Annotated in this window: 13 protein-coding genes and 1 tRNA gene; 9 read left to right on the top strand and 5 right to left on the bottom strand. The window is 61.5% G+C overall.

Annotated elements, in window-relative coordinates:
• Nucleotides 1-171 precede the first annotated feature (171 nt).
• Nucleotides 172-1296 (bottom strand): twin-arginine translocation signal domain-containing protein, encoded by a 1125-nt coding sequence (locus tag OSA81_12665; GenBank protein ID MDE0899859.1) that lies wholly within the window; start codon nucleotides 1294-1296, stop codon nucleotides 172-174.
• A gap of 197 nt (nucleotides 1297-1493) precedes the next feature.
• Here OSA81_12665 and ggt point away from each other — a divergent pair, with 197 nt between their 5' ends.
• On the top strand, nucleotides 1494-3209 hold the full coding sequence (gene ggt, locus OSA81_12660; protein MDE0899858.1) for a gamma-glutamyltransferase: 1716 nt from the start codon (nucleotides 1494-1496) through the stop codon (nucleotides 3207-3209).
• A gap of 118 nt (nucleotides 3210-3327) precedes the next feature.
• Nucleotides 3328-3888: a cytochrome c-type biogenesis protein CcmH gene (locus OSA81_12655; GenBank protein ID MDE0899857.1), complete on the top strand. Its 561-nt coding sequence runs from the start codon at nucleotides 3328-3330 to the stop codon at nucleotides 3886-3888.
• 7 nt (nucleotides 3889-3895) lie between these two features.
• On the opposite strand, the gene OSA81_12650 is transcribed toward OSA81_12655, so the two are convergent.
• The gene (locus tag OSA81_12650; protein ID MDE0899856.1) at nucleotides 3896-5275 is read right to left on the bottom strand and encodes a M24 family metallopeptidase; all 1380 of its coding nucleotides are present in this window, start codon (nucleotides 5273-5275) and stop codon (nucleotides 3896-3898) included.
• A gap of 359 nt (nucleotides 5276-5634) precedes the next feature.
• Here OSA81_12650 and OSA81_12645 point away from each other — a divergent pair, with 359 nt between their 5' ends.
• On the top strand, nucleotides 5635-7821 hold the full coding sequence (locus OSA81_12645; GenBank protein ID MDE0899855.1) for a hypothetical protein: 2187 nt from the start codon (nucleotides 5635-5637) through the stop codon (nucleotides 7819-7821).
• Between the two features lie 32 nt (nucleotides 7822-7853).
• Entirely contained in the window at nucleotides 7854-8381 is a 528-nt protein-coding gene (locus OSA81_12640) for a hypothetical protein (protein MDE0899854.1), read from the top strand.
• 70 nt (nucleotides 8382-8451) lie between these two features.
• Here the strand turns inward: OSA81_12640 and OSA81_12635 are convergent, their stop codons facing one another.
• Genes OSA81_12635 through OSA81_12625 form a run of 3 tightly spaced genes read right to left on the bottom strand, consistent with a single transcriptional unit; the run spans nucleotide 8452 to nucleotide 10584 of the window.
• Nucleotides 8452-9387 carry a branched-chain amino acid transaminase gene (locus tag OSA81_12635; GenBank protein ID MDE0899853.1) on the bottom strand — a complete coding sequence of 312 codons (936 nt, stop codon included), beginning with the start codon at nucleotides 9385-9387 and terminating at the stop codon, nucleotides 8452-8454.
• Nucleotides 9387-10178, bottom strand: a complete 792-nt coding sequence (locus tag OSA81_12630) for an SDR family oxidoreductase (GenBank protein ID MDE0899852.1) — start codon at nucleotides 10176-10178, stop codon at nucleotides 9387-9389. The genes OSA81_12635 and OSA81_12630 overlap by 1 nt, the downstream gene beginning before the upstream one ends.
• Nucleotides 10179-10200: 22 nt before the next feature.
• Nucleotides 10201-10584: a cupin domain-containing protein gene (locus OSA81_12625; protein ID MDE0899851.1), complete on the bottom strand. Its 384-nt coding sequence runs from the start codon at nucleotides 10582-10584 to the stop codon at nucleotides 10201-10203.
• 894 nt (nucleotides 10585-11478) lie between these two features.
• Here OSA81_12625 and OSA81_12620 point away from each other — a divergent pair.
• From OSA81_12620 to OSA81_12600, 5 genes are all read left to right on the top strand, one after another.
• Nucleotides 11479-11982, top strand: a complete 504-nt coding sequence (locus tag OSA81_12620; protein MDE0899850.1) for a hypothetical protein — start codon at nucleotides 11479-11481, stop codon at nucleotides 11980-11982.
• The gene (locus OSA81_12615) at nucleotides 11979-12992 is read left to right on the top strand and encodes an isocitrate/isopropylmalate family dehydrogenase (GenBank protein MDE0899849.1); all 1014 of its coding nucleotides are present in this window, start codon (nucleotides 11979-11981) and stop codon (nucleotides 12990-12992) included. Before OSA81_12620 ends, OSA81_12615 begins: the two co-directional genes overlap by 4 nt.
• A 35-nt stretch (nucleotides 12993-13027) precedes the next feature.
• Complete coding sequence (locus tag OSA81_12610; protein MDE0899848.1) at nucleotides 13028-13423, top strand: hypothetical protein; 396 nt, start codon at nucleotides 13028-13030, stop codon at nucleotides 13421-13423.
• 88 nt (nucleotides 13424-13511) lie between these two features.
• Nucleotides 13512-14693 (top strand): acyl-CoA dehydrogenase family protein, encoded by a 1182-nt coding sequence (locus tag OSA81_12605; GenBank protein ID MDE0899847.1) that lies wholly within the window; start codon nucleotides 13512-13514, stop codon nucleotides 14691-14693.
• A 228-nt stretch (nucleotides 14694-14921) separates the two neighbouring features.
• Nucleotides 14922-14994, top strand: a tRNA-Lys gene (locus OSA81_12600).
• The last annotated feature ends 2 nt before the right edge of the window (nucleotides 14995-14996 follow it).

Genomic DNA, 14996 nt, shown 5'->3' with positions numbered 1-14996 from the left:
GCTGCTTCGCAAGAAGTAGAGAGCCGCCGGGGATGCCGTCTGTTGCCATTCGGAAGCCGTTCGGGCTCTTGTATGCGAAAAGGCCCGCCCTCCGCCGTGGAGGACGGGCCTTTCGGTTTTCATTCCGCTATTCGGCCACTTGTGCTTCGGCCCCAGCGGGTCGCTGCAGCCCTAGACCCTTCCGAACGCCGATACCTGGTACGCCAACTCATTGCCGTTGGCGTAGGACCACTGGGCGTCTCGGAACGTCCGGTAGGACTCCCATACCTCACGGAAGGTCGCATCCTTGGCCGACTCCTCCTCGAGGTATGCGTTGGACTCCCGCCAAGCCGCGTCCATGATGTCTTGGGGATATTCGCGGACCGTCACACCGTGGTCGTTGACGAGTCGCTGTAACGCCAGCGGGTTCGCATTGTCGTAGGCGGCCAGTCGGTCCGCGAAGGTCTCGCCGCACACTGACTTGAGTACTTCCTGATAGGAGACAGGAAGCTCATTGAACGCCTCCTGACTGATGAGCAGGCCCATCGTGACACCAGGCTCCCACCAGCCCGGGTAGTAGTAATTCTTCGCAACCTGATAGAAGCCGAGCTTCTCATCGTCGTAGGGTCCGACCCACTCCGTGGCGTCGATCGCCCCGCGCTCAAGCGCTGGATAGATCTCCGCCGCACCGAGGTTCTGAACCGTGACGCCGAGGCGCGACATGATTTCGCCCCCGATACCAGGGATCCGGAAGCGAAGGCCTGCCAGCTCCGAGAGACTGTTTACAGGCTCGCGGAACCACCCACCCATCTGGCCACCCGTCGAATTGCAGGGGAACGAAATGATGCCGAAGTCCGAGTAGATGTTGTTCAGCAGGTCGAGGCCGCCGCCGTGCATCATCCACGCATATTGCTGGCGTGTGCTGAGACCGAACGGAATGGCCGTATCGAATGCGAGCGCCGGATTTTTTCCGATGTAGTAGTAGCCCGGTGAGACACCGCACTGGACGGTGCCCTGCATGACCGCGTCCATGACCTGGAGCGCGGGAACGATTTCACCCGCCGCGTAGACGCGAATCGTGAAGTTGTTGTTCGTAAGCGCCGCGACGCGTTCTGCTACGCGCACACCGGCGCCGTGCAGGATGTCGAGCGACGGCGGGAAGCTCGTCGCGAGGCGCCACTCCACACGAGGACCGCTTACACCACCGGCCTGCACAGCATCTGCGCTGCCCTCACCACTGGAGCATGCCCCGAGTGCGGCCACCCCGGCGGCGCCGGTTCCAGCCTTCTTGATGAAATCACGTCTCTTGATCGTCATGTCGCGCTCAGATTCCTTGGTCTTCGTGTGCGTGTCGAACCGGGCTCGAATGTGCCCGAACCGCATACGTGTGAGGGCGAATGAAGTAACCCGAGCCGCGTGTTCCGGCAATCACGGCGGCGTCTGGCGCGGACTATGGCTGGGCCGGATCTTGTTCCACCCACTCGTCACGACTTCTGCACCGCAAAGGTTCTCCGATGCTCCCAGCCATCCTTCGCTCTACGATCGTCTCACGGGCTCTGGCCTGCGTGGCTTTCATCGGCCTCCTCTCCCCAGCGTTTGCGGAGGCCCAGTCGGCAGAGACTGCGCGATCGAACGGTGGGATGGTTTCTTCCCAGCAGTGGCTTGCGAGTCAGGTCGGGGCCGACGTCCTTGCTGCCGGCGGAAATGCCGTGGATGCAGCGATCGCGACGGGTTTTGCTCTCGCAGTGACGCATCCGTCGGCCGGGAATATCGGCGGCGGGGGCTTCATGGTCGTTCGATTCCCGAACGGCCAGACGACGGCGGTCGACTTCCGTGAGAAGGCCCCCTTGGCGGCGTTTCCGGAGATGTGGATCGATGAGAACGGTGAGTACTCGTCAATGATTCACCACCGTAGTCATATGGCGGTCGGTGTTCCGGGTACGGTCGCCGGATTCGACAAAGCGCATCGACTCTATGGGCGAGCGGACTGGAACGACCTCCTAGATCCGGCGGTCGATCTGGCCGAGGATGGATTCGAGTTGAGCGAGGCCCTCGCCGGCTCGATGGAGCGCTTCGTCGAGAGGAGCCAGTACGAGGCCACCGTTGCCACGTTCTCGAAGGACGGATCGGCCTACGCGGTCGGGGAGACCTGGAGGCAGGCTGATCTGGGCCGCACCTTGGCCCGTATCCGTGATGATCGCAGCGACGGATTCTACCGAGGTGAAACGGCCCGACTCATGGCGGCTGAGATGGTCCGGGGCGGTGGGATGATCACAGAGGAAGACCTCGACAGATACGAGGCACGTGAGCGGTCGACGATCACGAGCACGTACAGGGGACACGACATCATCGGCATGCCACCACCGAGCTCTGGCGGCGTGGCGGTGGCGACGATCCTGAACATCCTGGAGCCCTATGACCTCTCCGCGATGGGTCACAATTCCGCTCCCTACTTGCACCACGTAGCAGAAGCCATGCGCCGTGCGTTTCGGGAGCGGGCGACCTATCTGGCCGATGCGGACTTCGCCGATGTTCCTGTGCAGCGACTGACCAGTAAGGAGCACGCAGCATGGCTGGCTCGTGACCTGGACCCGGAGCGGGCCTCGATCTCGCACCCGTCCGACATCGAGCAGCCGTATGAGAGTCCCGAGACCACTCACTACTCCGTCGTGGATTCGGATGGAATGGCCGTCTCGGTCACCTACACGCTCGAGTCGGGCTACGGCTCAGGCATTGTGGTGCCTGGGGCTGGGTTTCTGCTTAACAACGAGATGGGTGACTTCAACGCAGGCCCCGGGATCACCAGTGCGAATGGGCTGATCGGGACAGAGCCAAATCTTGCCCGGCCTCAGCAGAGGATGCTGTCATCGATGTCTCCGGCGATCGTCGCCAAAGACGGCGATCTTGTAGCCGTGGTGGGTTCGCCCGGTGGCCGGACCATCATCAACACGACGCTTCAGCTGATTCTGAATCTCGTGGACTTCAACATGAGCATCGACGAAGCCGTCGCCGCACCGCGGATGCACCACCAATGGCTTCCGGATCGCATCCGGATCGAAGGTGAGGGAGTTTCACCTGAGGTCGTGGCGGAGCTCGAAGCCCTGGGCCATACGGTTCAAATGGGCGGGCGTCAGGGGTCTGCGAATTCCGTGGGCGTCGACCCGGTCACTGGTGAGCGCGTCGGTGCACCCGATCTACGAAGTCCCGACTCCGGCGCGCGTGGCCGCTGACGGACTTGGGATCGGAACGTGCTCGGTACGGGTTGGTAGTTCGAAGGGCGGGAACGTGACAACACAACGGAACGGGGACTGTGGTCCGGTGGGGCAATCGGCACGGCCCAGGAGATCAATGATGACCGTAGCAACGTGCTTTGGGGTGACCGCCGTGACGGCCGTGAGTCTTGCGCTCGCCGTCCCACTACAGGGTCAGTCCACCGGCCCGTCGCATGCCGGGTACGACCCGACGGCGACGATGCAGGGCCACTACCACGAAGGTGAGCTCGGCCAAAAATTCATGCTGCTTGAGACGGCCTTGAAGTGTCAGTGTGGATGCGGCCTCGATGTGCACTCGTGTCAGTTCCAGATGCAGTGTGCGGAATCACCGGCGTGGTCACGTCGGATCCGGGAATCACTCGAGGCCGGTGAGTCGGTCGAGGTGATCCAGGCGAGCTTCGTAGCGGATTTCGGCGGCCAGGTGCTCATGATGCCGCCGGCCGAGGGCTTCAACATCCTCGGATATTTGCTACCGGCGCTGGCGATCGTGTCGGCCGGCATGATGGCCGTACTCGTGGCGCGAGGCGGCCAGAATGAAAAGACACTCGCACCGGTCAATCAGGTGTCGGACGAAGACGCAGAGAAGCTTCGCGCTGCGATGAGGAAGCTGGACGAGGCCGAGAGCCCCGACTGGTAGGGCGGACCTAGTTCGCACCGCCGATCAGGACCAGTTCCTCCTGAGGGGCGATCAGCCACTCGGATCCACTCTCTGTTACGACGGCCATCTCTTCGACAGAAATCGTCTTGGTCGTGCCGTCTTCTTGCGGCCAGCCGAAGAAGCCATCGAAGGCGAAGGTGTGACCGGGCAGGAGCTCGCGTGCCGCATCTCCTGAAGGCGCCGCACCCCCTGCGGCACCACCGAGCCGGGGGCCGACGTCGTGCGCCCAATAGCCGACCGGGTGGCCGGTGCTCCAGATGATCGGAATCGAGCCGTGCTTCTCGAGCACCTCGCGCTGAGCCAGATCGACGGCCCATCCGGTCACGCCTGGGCGCATCGCACTCTGCGCCGCTCGACTGCCTTCCCGGGCGTACTCCCAGCGCGCCTGCATTTCTGGTGGTGCTTCCGTTTCCCCGGGCTGGAGCACGTATGCGAAGCGCTGGATGTCCGTCACCCACATGCCGTATACGCTGATGCCGAAGTCAGTCTGAATGATATCCCCAGGCTGAATGACCTTCTCTGTCGCGTGTGAGTGACCACGGTCCGGGCCTGAATTCACGTTCGGGTTCTGGTCGGGAGCCCAACCGTCGTCGACACCGAGTTCGGCCATGCGTCGTTTCAAAAAACGCCCCACATCGGCGTCGGTCGTCACTCCCGGGACGACCGTGGTATAGGCTTCGAGCTCGAGTTGTTCGGTCAGCGCTGCCGCGCGCCGCATGATATCGACCTCCTGCGGGAGCTTTACTGAGAGCCACTCGATTACCACTTCTTCCGAGGAAGCCAGCCTGCTGGAGAGTCGGGGGCCGAGGGCTTCGACCAGAGCGTTGCGCTGCGTCCAAGAGAGCCCGTCGGCAATATTTCGGGTGCTGCTGTTAATCGCGATTCGCTGTGAGTCCCGGGCGTTGAGTTCCTCGGCTATGGCGGCGTAGAGGCTTGATCCCCTTGGGATAGAGCGTACGGAATCGAGCGGTGTCACCTCGGCGAGTGCGGTCGCCTCCGTCTCGGGAGAAATTGCCAGGGATTCGATCCTCCCGGCTCCGTCCGAGAAGAAGAGGAAGCCAGCCAGTCCTCCTGCATTTTCCGCGCCGACATGGGCGGCGATCGGGTCGTTCGCATTCTCTCTGCCCAGTATGACCCAGGCATCAACGTTCGCGCGATCCATAGCCGGTCCTAGCAGGGTCGAGATTCGTTCGGCCCGAATGGCGGGCCAGATCGTCGGGTCCTCCGGGAACGGCAAGTCGGGGCCTGCGCTCGACGAGGTGGAGTCGGGTGCACCGCAGCCTGAGGCAGCGAGCAAGGTCGCCGCTAGGGCAACGGTGAGCAGGTGCGAGGAATGGCGCGGAAAGTCAGAGGGGAGAATCGGCATTGGTTCGCATAGGATGAGGATCGCTTGAGTGTGGACGATGCTGTGAGACACCGGTCCGGGGCAAGGAGTTGGGCGTGCGCCGCCGGCGCGGGCGCTGATACGGCACAGAGCGGGTCTTGGTCTTCATCCGTCTCGGCATCATCACTTTCGCCTCGTTCGCTCCTTCAGGAAGGTCCTTTCGAGAGTTAGTGCGTCATCGCTGGCAGAAGGGCGGCCTGCGAAGGATGTGGCCGTGCGGGGAGGGTCATCCCTTCAAGTCGTAAGAATGAGGGCGCCACGGAACGAGACTCGCTAACGTAGATATACAGAATGCGAGATGCAGCCTGGTCTACTTGAAGATCCTCATTGCCCCAAATCTGATGCCCTCGAAATCTCGTCCGGTTCGTGACCTTCTCCGCCTCGGCGCGCTTGTGCTGATCAGCGCCTGCCAGGCTGGAACGACAACGACGCCGGAAGGCCAGGTCGCGACTACGCTCACGATAACGTCTTCGTCGATCGACCTGACATTCCTGGGGCAGACAGCACCTGTGGGTATTACCGTGCGGGATCAGGCGGGCCAGACCATGGGGGGGCAGACGATCGAGTGGCTGTCGAGTGACCCTGCCGTTTTCACGATCACGGGAGCGCTGGTGGCCGCAGTCGCGAATGGGACGGCGACTCTGACCGCGTCCAGTGGCGGGCTCAACGCCACCGCGACTGTCACGGTTCAGCAGATCGCAACGGGTGTCGCGATTGTGAGCGGGCTGTCTCAGGACGCGATCAACGGCACAGCTCTCGCTGAGGCAATCGTCGCTCGAGCCCGTGACGCGGGTGGGGCTGCGGTGGCCGGTGCGACCGTCACGTTTACGCCCGCGCCGGACAACGGTTCGGTTAGTGTGGGCTCTGGCACCACGGATTCTATGGGCGAGTTGTCCACTACTTGGACTCTCGGGATGTCGTTTGGGCCGCAGACTCTTGTTGCGGCGAGCGGAAGTGGCACCGCGGAAGTGAAGGCGTTTTCTCGGAGCATCAATCCGCTTCCCGATCTGGTGATCAATGACGGGCTTCGGCTCTCGCGCTATGACCCGACGAACCTCGACGAGTTCACCGTCCGCGCCACGGTGAAGAACAACGGCGATGATACGACTGGCACGGGTTTCCGTGTTCAGGTTCTGGATGGCGCGAACAACCAGGTCGGGACGGCGGACGTGCCGGCGATGGAATCCTTCACGGAGATCGAGGTTGAGGTGACCGTCGGTCCGATGGTCGTGGGGGAGACGACGCTGACCGTAGTCGCAGACCCAGACGACGCGGTGACCGAACTTCTCGAGAACAACAACGAGGAGAGTCGAGGCGTAACGGTAAAAAACCAGTCGATCATCACGCTGGACGATTCAACCTCGTACTCCGCGTTGCTGGAGGAAGAAGTGTTGTTCCGTGTCGACATCGCTGGTCCCGCGACGTTGACTGTCGAGCTTATTGGGGGCACGGGCGACGCCGATCTGTTCGTAGAACACGGAGAGCGACCCTCAGGGCGAGCCGGGTACGACGACTGTCTGAGCTTCAGCCCCGGCTCCGATGAGAGTTGCCAGATCGGCTTCGCAGACGGTGAGTACAACATCCTTGTCCATGGGTGTTGTGAGGGCCAGGGTGCCGGCCCTGTGAATGGGGCAAAGCTCAACGTCACGGTCGGTGAGCCGCTGCAGCCCTTCAACATTGACATCGTCTTCGAGGCTAATGGAACGGAGAGTCAAGACAGCGCGATGATCGCGGCGGCGGCTCGGTGGGCTGAAATCATCGTTGCCGACGTGCATGACGTGAACTTCATTAATCAAACCGTGCCCGAGTGGTGCGTTTCCAGCAAGCCGGTGCTGAACCAAGTCGTGGACGATGTGCTTATCTATGTGAAAATTGTTGCGAAAGATGGTCCTGGTGGCACGCTCGCATCCGCAGGACCCTGCTTCACAAGGCAAATCGGAAGCATTCCGGTCATCGGCCGGATGGAATTTGACGAAGCCGACCTGCAGGTTCTGGAGAACAACAACCAGCTGTTCCCGGTCATCCTCCATGAGATGGGCCACGTCTTGGGGATTGGCACCTTATGGAACCGTAAGGATTTGCTCCGGAATCCGTCTCTCGACGGCGAAGACAACCTTGTTCCTAACCAGGACACCCATTTCTTCGGGGAACGAGCGATCGTCGCGTTCGACGCGAACGGCGGTGACGCATACGTCGGAGCGAAGGTCCCGGTTGAGAACGCGTCTGCAGCTGGCTCGGGGGATTCCCACTGGCGAGAGTCGGTGATGACCGTGGAACTCATGACACCACGTCTGAACTCGGCGCTCGCGAGCACACTTAGCTCGATTACGGTCGGGTCGTTGTTTGACCTCGGGTACAGCGTGGATATGAGTCAGGCCGATTCCTACCAGGGGATAACTCCGGCACCACCGAGGGCGCCTGGCATCGCCGGGGTGTCACCGTCGTTCATCGATTTGAGTGGCGACGTCTTTCGGGGACCCATTGCAGTAGTCGATGAAAACGGCCGTATCGTGCGGGTGCTCCGCTGAGGCTCGCACGGATTGTCCTCCTCGGATCGATCATGTTGGCGGCATGCCGGGGTGCGACAGGCGGTGCAGGCGGCGAGATGTTTTCTCTAGCCGCTTGTGTGCCGTCGACTGCGACTCTGTCTTCGGGCGAGTCGATGGTTTCCATGGCAGGGTCTTATAGGGTGGTGCTGGTAGGATCCGACATGCGGACCGTCCAGGGTGAGATGACCTTGTCTGAGCAGCCGGCGAACCTCCGGGTGCTGCAGGACGCTCGGACACCGCTCGGAGGGTTCACCAACTTGGATCTGACAGCTGTGGGAGCTCAGCCGGTTCAGGACCTGCGGAGTACTGATCCAGCGGGGCCAGGCGTACTCGTCATCGAGAGCGACGGGGCCGACGGGCGCGAGATTTTGTTACGCCTGGGTTCTCAGAACAACCGCCGAGACGTGTTCCAGTTCGACGGGGCGCACACGGTGTTGTCAGTGCAGAATATCGCGGGCGATGCGTTCGTGGGACGCTGGTGGAGTGGGGTGCGCAGTGTTCGCACCGAAGGGCATTTCTGCGCGGTGCAGGCTAGCTAGCCCAGATTCGACTGTTCGGCCGTCGCGTCGCGGAGATATTCACTATTACGCGCACAAGTCTCGTACGTGACTACTCTTCCACGACCGTCAGGAATCCATGCGGGTCGTCGGTCTCACCTCGAACGGTGTCGAGGAATCGCCTCTGGATGTCGAGCGTAATGGGCCCGGCCTTCCCCGATCCGATCTCGATTCTGTCAACGCTGGCTACCGGGGTCACTTCTGCGGCCGTGCCAGTGAAGAAGATCTCGTCCACCGTGTAGAGCTCTTCCCGCGGAACGGGCCGCTCGACGACTTCGTACCCTAGGTCCTCGGCCAACTTGATTACCGCGCCCCGGGTGAGGCCCACCAGTGAGGTGCCATCGAGGACCGGCGAAATGATCTTGCCCTCATCAACGAGGAAGATGTTCATGCCGCTGCCTTCGCTGACAAGTCCCCCTGTGCCGAGGGCGATCGCGTCGACGTACCCATTCTGGACAGCCTCCATCTTCATGAGCTGAGCGTTCACGTAGTGGCCGCCGGCCTTCGCGCGTGCAGGGAACGTGTTGGGCGCCATGCGCTGCCAGGAAGACACACAGACGTCGACCCCCTTCGTAAGCGCTTCCTCACCCAGGTAGGTGCCCCAGCCCCAGGCCGCGACATATGTCTCGAGTGGGCTCAGGGTCGGGTTCAACCCAGGGGTGCCATACCCGCGGAGTATCATGGGCCGGATATAGCAGTTTCGGAGGGCGTTCTTGCGGATGATGTCGACACAAACGTCACGAAGCTGCTCAGCGGAGTACTCTGGCAGCATCCGATAGATCTTTGCCGAATCCATGAGCCGATCGATGTGGGCGTCGAGCCGGAAAATCGCCGGACCCTTCGCCGTCTCGTAGGCTCGGATGCCCTCGAACACCGAGGTGCCGAACTGCACCGCCGTGGAGAGCAGGTGGATGTTGGCGTCATGCCAGCCAACGTACTTCCCGTCTTTCCAGATGTAGTCCGCTTCCTGGAAGCCTACTGCGCCCATCAGATGAGTCCTTTGATCCAGCCGCCGTCGACGGCAATTGATTGTCCGGTTACGTACGATGCCTGTTCGGAGCAGAGAAAAGCTGTGACGCCCCCGAACTCCGAAGGCTCCCCGACCCGTCCCATGGGAATTTCCGCGGCCCAGCCGTCGTAGACTTCCTCGACAGTCGTCCCATCCCGCTCAGATATCGCGTCTGCCAAATGTACGAGGCGCTCGGTCCGCGTATAGCCCGGAAGGATATTGTTCACGGTCACGTTGAAGGGGGCCACCTCATTGGAAACGGTCTTTGCGAAGCCCGTTACGCCAGCCCTGATCGCGTTCGAAAGGATCAGTCCCGCGACCGGCTGCTTCACCGAGATCGAAGTCACATTGACGATCCTCCCCCAGCGCCGCTCCTTCATCCCTGGCAGCGCAGCACGCACCAAGTTGATCACGCTCTCGAAGTTCTGCGCAATCGCATCACGCCATACTTCCGGTCCGTGGTCTTCGAACATTCCCGGAGGAGGCCCGCCCGTGTTGGTCACGAGAATGTCTACCTGTCCGAAGGCTGATTCAGCGGCTGAGATCAGGTCGCTCGCGCCGTCCGCAGTCGACAGGTCACACGGCACGGCTTCTACCCGGGCTCCCGTATGCTGGATGATCTGATTCTTGACGGCGAGCAATTTCTCAGGTGATCGCGAGTTGATCACAAGGTCGACCCCCTCCGCCGCCAAGGCGTCGGCGACAGCGCGGCCGAGTCCCTGACTGGAGCCGGCGACCACCGCGACCTTTCCCTTCAGTCCGAGATCCATTCAGGCGTTCCCCAGCGTCACGTCAGCGGTCTTGAAAATAGGAGTCTGTACCGTCGAGCCAGTCCTGGCGGGGCGGGCTGAACACGTCTACGTCGAGCGTGTCCTCGAGGGCCTCCGCTTTGTGCGGGACGTTTGACGGGATGTACATGACTTCTCCGGCGGAAACGATACGCTCCTCATAGCCGGGCTCACCTTCGTTTCCGATCCAGAAGCGGAGCGCTCCCTCCATGATCCACGTCAGCTGCTCGTTCTCGTGCGAGTGCTTCGGAACGACGGCTCCTTTCTCGAGAAAGACCTGGGCGAGCATCATGCGATCGCCGGTGAAGAGTCGGCGAGCGATGTCGCCGGTTACAGCTTCGCGCTCGATGTCATCCCACTTTTCGTGGCGGACGAGTGAGTCGCTCATGAGTGCTCCGTGGATCCATGGCTGGGCGCGGCTCCCCGTATTGGTGGACCGCTTATGACTGGCCAAATGGTGCTTCCGCTGACCCGATGTCAATACTCAATAGCGTTGTCCCTATTCATTGTCTTTCAAACCAGAGACGCTGGCTAGCCGCGCGGGTAGCCAAGCGCCGCAGAACACTGTCACGAGGCACCTGCGGTGCGCACGGAGCGGCCCGCAAGAGGCCATTTTTTTCAAGCTCTCGGGCGTCGGGTATACGGTGCCACGTGGCATCCCGGTCTGCGAAACAATGTCGAGGCGATGGACGATTCCGTCACGGATCGCGCCGAGGACCTGCAGGCAAGTGATGCCAGGCGCTCGAAGCATGTCAGGGAGGGCAAGAATGGCTGTGCTGGCGTCAGCCTGATCGCGAGTTCGAGCCAACTCCACCTGGGTTCAATCGGACAGCCGGCTTCTCTACCTTTGAGTGCTGCCACAGCCACGAGAGGCCGTACCGCGGTCGGGGGCGAATCATGAATGAAGTCGGTCAACGAGTAGGAAAGGGAGCGGGTCGCCGCTCGCTGTTCTCGGTGTGCTGAACGCTCCTTGCTATGGGCGCTGCCACGCTGCTCTCCAGCTGCAGCGGACGGTCGGCTCCGCCTCCTCCAGGGACGATGCGCGGCGTCTCCCCCGACCTTCGCGGAAGCCGGGGTCGAGGATACTGCTCCGCGGGTTCGTTTACAGGCCGTGCTCATCGTCCCCCGAACTGGAGATGTCGTCTGGTACTGCATTGAGGAGGGTGGCGAATTTGATCAGGATGATCCCCGCGGCCTGGTCTCGGGGGTGGAGGAACTCACCCGGACGTTGTTCTGGTACATCCCGGGTTGATTAGAACCAAAGGACAATCGGAGCAGTTTGATGAAGATGGGGTGGGGAGGAGCGGTCGCATGCGTCGTCACGCTTGGACTCGCAGGATGCGAGCCCAGATTGGACGGTACTCTGCCGAGCGCTGAGCAGGTCGGAGCAGCGTATCAATATGAGGGCGGGGTCTATGCCGAGATCGTCGGAAACGTCGCGGTCGTGATGGTCCCGCAGTCGGCGCAGCAACTCCGGCGCGGTGGGAAGCTGTGGGCCAAGGTCGGGCCCTACATTTTTCTCTTTTCTGAAGAGACACGCCTACTCTTCGAAGAGTACGCCGGATTGGCAGCGGTGCGGGTGATCACGACAGTGGGGGATACTGAAGTAGCGAATGCGAGGCTGCTGGCGGATGAATTGCCGGATATCTTGTGGCGTCGCTCACTGAATATCGCAGGCCAGGCGCGACGCGATGGGACCGAACGAATGACACTTCTGGAGGACCTCGTCGACTGGGGCGAGGCCCACACCGAATACACTTACAACGAACGATTTATCAGTCGATGACGAAGACAATTACGGTCATTCCTGGAGACGGGATCGGCCCAGAAGTTACGGATGCGACGCTGGAGATTCTGAAGGCGGCGGGCGCCGACCTCGAGTACGACATGCAACTCGCGGGGCTCATCGCACTCAAGGAAGTACTCAATCCTCTCCCTCAGGCGACGCTCGATTCCTCGGAAAAGAACGGGATCATCCTCAAGGGCCCACTGACAACTCCGTCCGGTTCGGGTTTTCGTTCGATCAACGTCGAAATGCGAAAGGCGTTCGACCTGTATTCGAACGTTCGCCCGGTACGCACGATCGTGCCCGGCGGCCGGTACGAGGACATCGATCTCGTTTTGATTCGCGAGAACACCGAGGGATTGTACGTCGGTGTCGAGCATTACATCGGGATGCACGGCGATGCCCGGGCGGCAGCTGAGTCCGTGATGATCATCACGAGGTTCGGCGCGGAGCGCATTTGCCGATACGCGTTTGAGTACGCACGGAAGCACGGTCGCAAGAAGGTCACACTCGCCCACAAGGCCAACATTCTGAAATACACCCAGGGGCTCTTCCTCGAGGTGGGTCAGGACGTGGCGAGTGAGTATCCGGACATCGAGTTCGAAGACCGGATCATCGACGCGACAGCCATGCAGCTCGTGCTCGATCCGTACCGTTTCGACGTGCTCGTCATGGAGAATATGTTCGGGGATATCCTGTCCGACCTCATGGCCGGTCTCGTTGGCGGTCTGGGCTTCGCTCCCGCGGGCAACATCGGCCAGGACGCGGCCATGTTTGAAGCGGTTCACGGTTCGGCCCCTGACATCGCCGGCCAGGGGATCGCCAATCCGACAGGATTGCTTCTTTCGGCGTGCCTCATGCTCGATCACATGAGCCAGAGCGAAACGGCGTCGCGAATTCGAGGTGCGATCGATACCGTGGTTCTCTCCGGTGACACGCGCACGGTAGACATGGGTGGGAGCGCGACGACCCGCGAATTCACAGCGGCACTGTTGGCCGCGCTAGACTAGGCCCTCGGACCGGCAGCAAGAAGGGGATCCACCGAATGACGCGAGAGCATGTGAGTTGGCGGGACCGCTATCCCACGGAAGTCACGTGTGTGAGGTGTCTCGAGGTACACGACCAGATGGAGCTCGATCGTATGCTGTGGTGCGACACCTGTCGGCGTAAGGCCCGGGCCCGGGCCGCGTGGTGGGGGTGGCTAGGCGGCTTACTTTTCACTGCCGGCATGGGTGTCTACGTCTGGTTCACGGTCCGACCGACCGACCTCGTGGTCGGCGGATGGATGGCGACGATGATCGCTGCGATCTGGATTGGGCAGAAGGTCGCCCGCGAGTTTTCCTATGGCGGCATGCGCTTTCGAAACGCCAGGGCCGTCGAGGCACTGCCTCTGATGGCGCCGAGTAGCGAAGCCACCACTGCCGAGGATGACTCGCTCTAATAGATTTGAGTGCCCGGATAGGACCGGGTGGGTTCTGAACCGTGGCGCGGTCGACGCCCCACGCCCTCAATCGAACGGAAGCACGCCGATGGCCCTCTTTGAAGGCATCGACTTCTATGACCTGGACTCCCTCTTCTCGGAAGAGGAGAGGATGGTCCGCGACACGATCCGCGAATGGGTCGATACGACGCTCATGCCGATCATCGGCGATGCCTACATTCGGCGGGAGTTCCCGACACAGCTGATCCCTGAGTTGGGTGAGCTTGGTGTCCTCGGGGCAAATCTTCCTGAGGAGTACGGATGTGCCGGCCTGAACAACGTGTCATACGGGCTCATCATGCAGGAACTTGAGCGGGGCGACTCAGGCATCCGTTCCTTCGTGTCCGTGCAGGGCGCGCTCGTCATGTATCCGATCTTTGCGTTCGGTAGCGAAGAGCACCGCGGTGAGTGGCTGCCGAAGCTCGCCACGGGTGAAGCGATCGGCTGCTTCGGACTGACCGAGCCGGATTACGGATCCAATCCAGCGGGAATGATCACACGCGCCGAAAAGACTACTGATGGATGGCGGTTGAACGGCTCCAAGATGTGGATCACGAATGGCTCCATGGCTGACGTCGCCGTGGTGTGGGCGCAGACCGGTGAATTGGGAGACGTGAAGGGCATCCGTGGTTTCGTCGTCCCGACGGACACACCCGGGTTCAGTGCCAAGGATCAGAAGGGGAAGCTCTCGCTACTCGCTTCCGACACGAGTGAGCTCGTCTTCGAGGATGTCGAACTTCCCGACAGCGCGCTCATGCCTGGGACTACTGGTCTGAAGGGCCCGCTTATGTGTCTGACGCAGGCCCGCTACGGGATCTCGTGGGGGGTTGTTGGTGCCGCGATGGCGTGCTTTGACGAGGCGCTCTCGTATTCGAAGCAGCGTGTCATGTTCGATGAGCCGATTGGCGGCAAGCAGATTCAGCAGGTTCGGCTTGCCGACATGCTCACGAAGATCACGCAAGGCCAGCTCGTCACCTATCACCTCGGTCGCATGAAGGACGGAGGTACGATGACGCCGCAGCAGGTCTCGCTCGCCAAGCGTGCGAACTGCGATATGGCTACAGACATCGCGCGCGAAGCTCGTCGGCTTCTGGGCGGGAACGGCATTCTCGTCGAGTACCATTCGATGCGGCACATGGCCAATCTCGAGTCGGTCTATACGTACGAAGGCACGCACGATATCCACTCGCTGATCCTTGGACAGACGCTGACCGGGTTGAGCGCCTTCTAGGAAGTCCAGCTGGCCGCGTGGCCTGGGCTATGGGCTGGACGAACCAGAACCGGCGGACCGCAACGGGTTGTTGCCCAACGTACCACATGGAATGCGGCGAGGGGATGTTTCTTTGAGCCGACGGCAGCTCCGGTTTCCCGACCGTGCTGAGGTTGACCCGTCCCATATCCCCGGTAGCTTTTACGGCTCACTTCGTGTGTGCCGATCTGGTACGCTGCGGGTGATTTTGCCTCGCTAGCTCAACTGGCAGAGCAACTGACTCTTAATCAGTAGGTTCGGGGTTCGAGTCCCTGGCGGGGCACT

This window comes from Longimicrobiales bacterium, from assembly GCA_028823235.1.
In the GTDB taxonomy this organism is placed as follows: Bacteria; Gemmatimonadota; Gemmatimonadetes; order Longimicrobiales; family Gaopeijiaceae; genus UBA2589.
This window is presented reverse-complemented; position numbering and strand designations above follow the sequence as displayed.

Coding starts and splice junctions, on each gene's coding strand:
- OSA81_12635 (MDE0899853.1), bottom strand. CDS start 9,387: ATGGGCGCAGTAGGCTTCCAGGAAGCGGACTACATCTGGAAAGACGGG.
- OSA81_12625 (MDE0899851.1), bottom strand. CDS start 10,584: ATGAGCGACTCACTCGTCCGCCACGAAAAGTGGGATGACATCGAGCGC.
- OSA81_12605 (MDE0899847.1), top strand. CDS start 13,512: ATGGCCCTCTTTGAAGGCATCGACTTCTATGACCTGGACTCCCTCTTC.
- OSA81_12610 (MDE0899848.1), top strand. CDS start 13,028: ATGACGCGAGAGCATGTGAGTTGGCGGGACCGCTATCCCACGGAAGTC.
- OSA81_12650 (MDE0899856.1), bottom strand. CDS start 5,275: ATGCCGATTCTCCCCTCTGACTTTCCGCGCCATTCCTCGCACCTGCTC.
- OSA81_12615 (MDE0899849.1), top strand. CDS start 11,979: ATGACGAAGACAATTACGGTCATTCCTGGAGACGGGATCGGCCCAGAA.
- OSA81_12620 (MDE0899850.1), top strand. CDS start 11,479: ATGAAGATGGGGTGGGGAGGAGCGGTCGCATGCGTCGTCACGCTTGGA.
- OSA81_12630 (MDE0899852.1), bottom strand. CDS start 10,178: ATGGATCTCGGACTGAAGGGAAAGGTCGCGGTGGTCGCCGGCTCCAGT.
- ggt (MDE0899858.1), top strand. CDS start 1,494: ATGCTCCCAGCCATCCTTCGCTCTACGATCGTCTCACGGGCTCTGGCC.
- OSA81_12655 (MDE0899857.1), top strand. CDS start 3,328: ATGATGACCGTAGCAACGTGCTTTGGGGTGACCGCCGTGACGGCCGTG.
- OSA81_12665 (MDE0899859.1), bottom strand. CDS start 1,296: ATGACGATCAAGAGACGTGATTTCATCAAGAAGGCTGGAACCGGCGCC.
- OSA81_12640 (MDE0899854.1), top strand. CDS start 7,854: ATGTTGGCGGCATGCCGGGGTGCGACAGGCGGTGCAGGCGGCGAGATG.
- OSA81_12645 (MDE0899855.1), top strand. CDS start 5,635: ATGCCCTCGAAATCTCGTCCGGTTCGTGACCTTCTCCGCCTCGGCGCG.